3 protein-coding genes are annotated in these 2956 nt (G+C 44.9%); all 3 read right to left on the bottom strand.

Annotated features, from left to right (window positions below; translation table 11 throughout):
- A partial coding sequence (locus tag NHH15_RS15350; RefSeq protein ID WP_262067526.1) for an electron transfer flavoprotein subunit alpha/FixB family protein occupies positions 1–1011 on the bottom strand: 1011 nt, incomplete at its 3' end.
- Between the two features lie 15 nt (positions 1012–1026).
- Entirely contained in the window at positions 1027–1809 is a 783-nt protein-coding gene (locus tag NHH15_RS15345; protein WP_262067525.1) for an electron transfer flavoprotein subunit beta/FixA family protein, read from the bottom strand.
- A gap of 16 nt (positions 1810–1825) precedes the next feature.
- The coding region (locus NHH15_RS15340; RefSeq protein WP_262067524.1) for an acyl-CoA dehydrogenase at positions 1826–2956 on the bottom strand (1131 nt) is incomplete at its 5' end.

The raw sequence follows: 2956 nt of genomic DNA, 5'->3' as shown, positions 1-2956 counted from the left end.
TGTCAGCATTGGAACAATCTTACTGTAGTCTCCTACAATTCCATAGTCTGCTACATCGAAAATAGGGGCAGTCTCATCTTTATTGATAGCTATTATTATATCAGACTCTTCCATTCCTGCCACATGCTGAATCGCTCCTGAGATTCCAATTGCAAAGTATACCGTTGGGCGCACTGTTTTTCCAGTCTGTCCTACTTGTAAATCCTTCGGCTTCCACCCTGCATCTACTACGGCTCTGGAACAACTCACTTCTCCTCCTAAGGCTTTTGCCAAGTCTTCCAATACATGGAAGTTTTCCGGTCCTCCCATTCCACGGCCTCCGGATACTAAGATGTTTGCATCCATAATGTCTACCGTATCGGTTACACTCTTTACAATGTCTAAAATCTCTACGTATTTATTGTTCTCTTCAAAGCCTGGATTGAATTCAATGACCTCTGCTTCTGCATGAACATCCTTTTCAATCTTCTGCATCACTCCCGGTCTTACTGTTGCCATCTGAGGTCTGTTGTCCGGGCATGCAATTGTCGCTATGGTATTTCCTCCAAAAGCGGGTCTGGTCATTAAGAGCTGGTTGTGCTTCTGCTCCTGATTTCCAATCTTCTTCATAGGGAAATCTCCAATATCAAGCTGGGTACAATCTGCCGTTAACCCTGTCTGTACCCGGGCAGATACCGTAGGACCTAAATCTCTTCCAATGGCCGTTGCTCCTACCAGTACAATCTCTGGTTTGAATTGATTAATCACTGACGCAAGAGCGTGGGTATAAGGCTCTGTCTTATATTCCTTTAAGGCCGGATCATCCACTAAGATAATCTTATCTGCTCCGTATGCTGCCAGCTTCTTGGTTAAATCTTTTACTTCACTTCCCAGTAATACTGCTGTTACTTCTGTATTTAAGTCCTTGGCAAGGTCTTTGGCTTTTCCCAGCAGCTCCAGAGCAACACCATTGATTTTATTGTCCACCTGTTGAGCAAAGACGTAGACTCCTTTGTATTCTTCTATACTCATTGTTCTTCTCTCCTCCTATATCACATGCTTCTTTTCTAAAGTCTCTAATAAATAGGCTACCGAAGCTTCCGGATCCAAGTTCACTTGTTCCCCGGTTCCTTTTCTTACCTTATCCGATGCCTTTGCAATCTTTGTTGGAGAGCCCTTGAGTCCTAAGTTTGCATCCTCTACATCAATCAGGTCGTCCCGATGCATTTCCGTGATTTCTTTTTCATAAGCATCAAAGATTCCCCCTGGAGTCATATATCTTGGTTCATTTAATTCTGCCAGTGCCGTCACAAGACAAGGCATTTTTGCCTTGATTACGTGATGGCGGTCTTCAAACTGACGCTCTACAATCACGGAGTCTCCGTCCACTTTTAAGTCTTGTGCATAGGAGATGACTGGAATGTTTAAGTGTTCCGATATCTGAGGCCCTACTTGTGCCGTATCTCCATCAATTGCCTGACGGCCTGTGATGATCAAGTCATAATCTAAGTTTCGAAGTGCTCCTGCCAGTGTGGTTGAGGTTGCCCATGTATCCGCTCCTCCAAGGACTCTGTCTGTTACGAGAACTGCTTTATCTGCTCCCATTGCCATAGCCTCTACTAATACCTCGGATGCTTTGGGAAGTCCCATGGTTAATACCGTTACTTCTGCATCGTATTGGTCTTTCAGTCGAAGCGCTGCCTCTAATCCTGCTTTATCATCTGGGTTCATAATCGCCAGCATTGCTCCTCGGTTTAAGGTTCCGTCTGGATTAAACTGAACGCCGCCTTTTGTGTCTGGTACCTGTTTTATACAAACAACTATTTTCACCTTTCTTCTCCTCCTGCTACTTTAATAGATTTGCTGAGATTACCATTCTTTGTACTTCCGAAGTACCCTCATAGATTTCTGTGATCTTTGCATCCCGCATCATACGCTCCACATCATACTCCCGGATGTATCCGTATCCACCGTGGAGCTGTACTGCCTTGGTGGTTACTTCCATAGCAGTCTCTGCTGCATAGAGCTTTGCCATTGCGGCTTCCACACCGTAGTTTCCACCGGCATCCTTTGCCTTTGCAGCTTTGTACACTAATAGCTGGGCTGCCTGGGTCTTGGTTGCCATGTCTGCAAGCTGAAACTGTGTATTTTGAAATTTGGAGATGGAACGTCCAAACTGTTTTCTCTCTTTTACGTATTCAATTGTGGTCTCTAATGCTCCTTCTGCCAGACCAAGAGCCTGAGAGGCAATTCCGATACGGCCTCCGTCTAAGGTATGCATGGCGATGCCAAAGCCTTTTCCTTTTGCTCCCAGAAGATTCTCTTTTGGTATACGGCAATCCGTGAAGATTAGTTCATAAGTAGCAGAGCCTCGGATACCCATCTTCTTTTCCTTTGTTCCAAAGGTAAATCCTGGCGTCCCTTTTTCCACGATAAAGGCAGATATTTCCTTCATCATCTTTCCTTTTTTCTCTACTGTTCCGGTTACTGCTATGATGACGTAAACATCAGCATATTTTCCGTTTGTGATAAAGACCTTTGAGCCATTTAGCACCCATTCATCTCCATCTAATACAGCCTTTGTCTGCTGTCCTTGGGCATCGGTTCCTGCTCCTGGCTCTGTGAGTCCAAAGGCGCCCAGCTTTTCTCCTTTTGCAAGAGCTGGTAAGTACTTTTCTTTTTGCTCCGGAGTTCCGTAAGTCATGATAGGATCCACACAAAGGGAGGTATGAGCCGATACGATTACTGCAGTTGTACCGCATACCTTTGCCAGCTCCTCCACACACATGGCATAGGTTAAGATATCACAACCTTGACCGCCGTACTCTTTTGGTACTGGAATTCCCAGGAATCCATATCTTGCCATCTTTTTTACTGTTTCCTCTGGAAATGCTTCGTTTTCATCTACTTCCTGTGCCAGAGGTTTTACTTCTGTCTCGGCAAACTCTCTAAACAGAGTACGTGCCATTTCATGCTT

This window comes from Aequitasia blattaphilus (assembly GCF_024721305.1).
GTDB lineage: Bacteria > Bacillota > Clostridia > Lachnospirales > Lachnospiraceae > Aequitasia > Aequitasia blattaphila.
The sequence above is the reverse complement of the archived record's forward strand: the minus strand, read 5'-3'. Positions and strand labels throughout refer to the sequence as shown.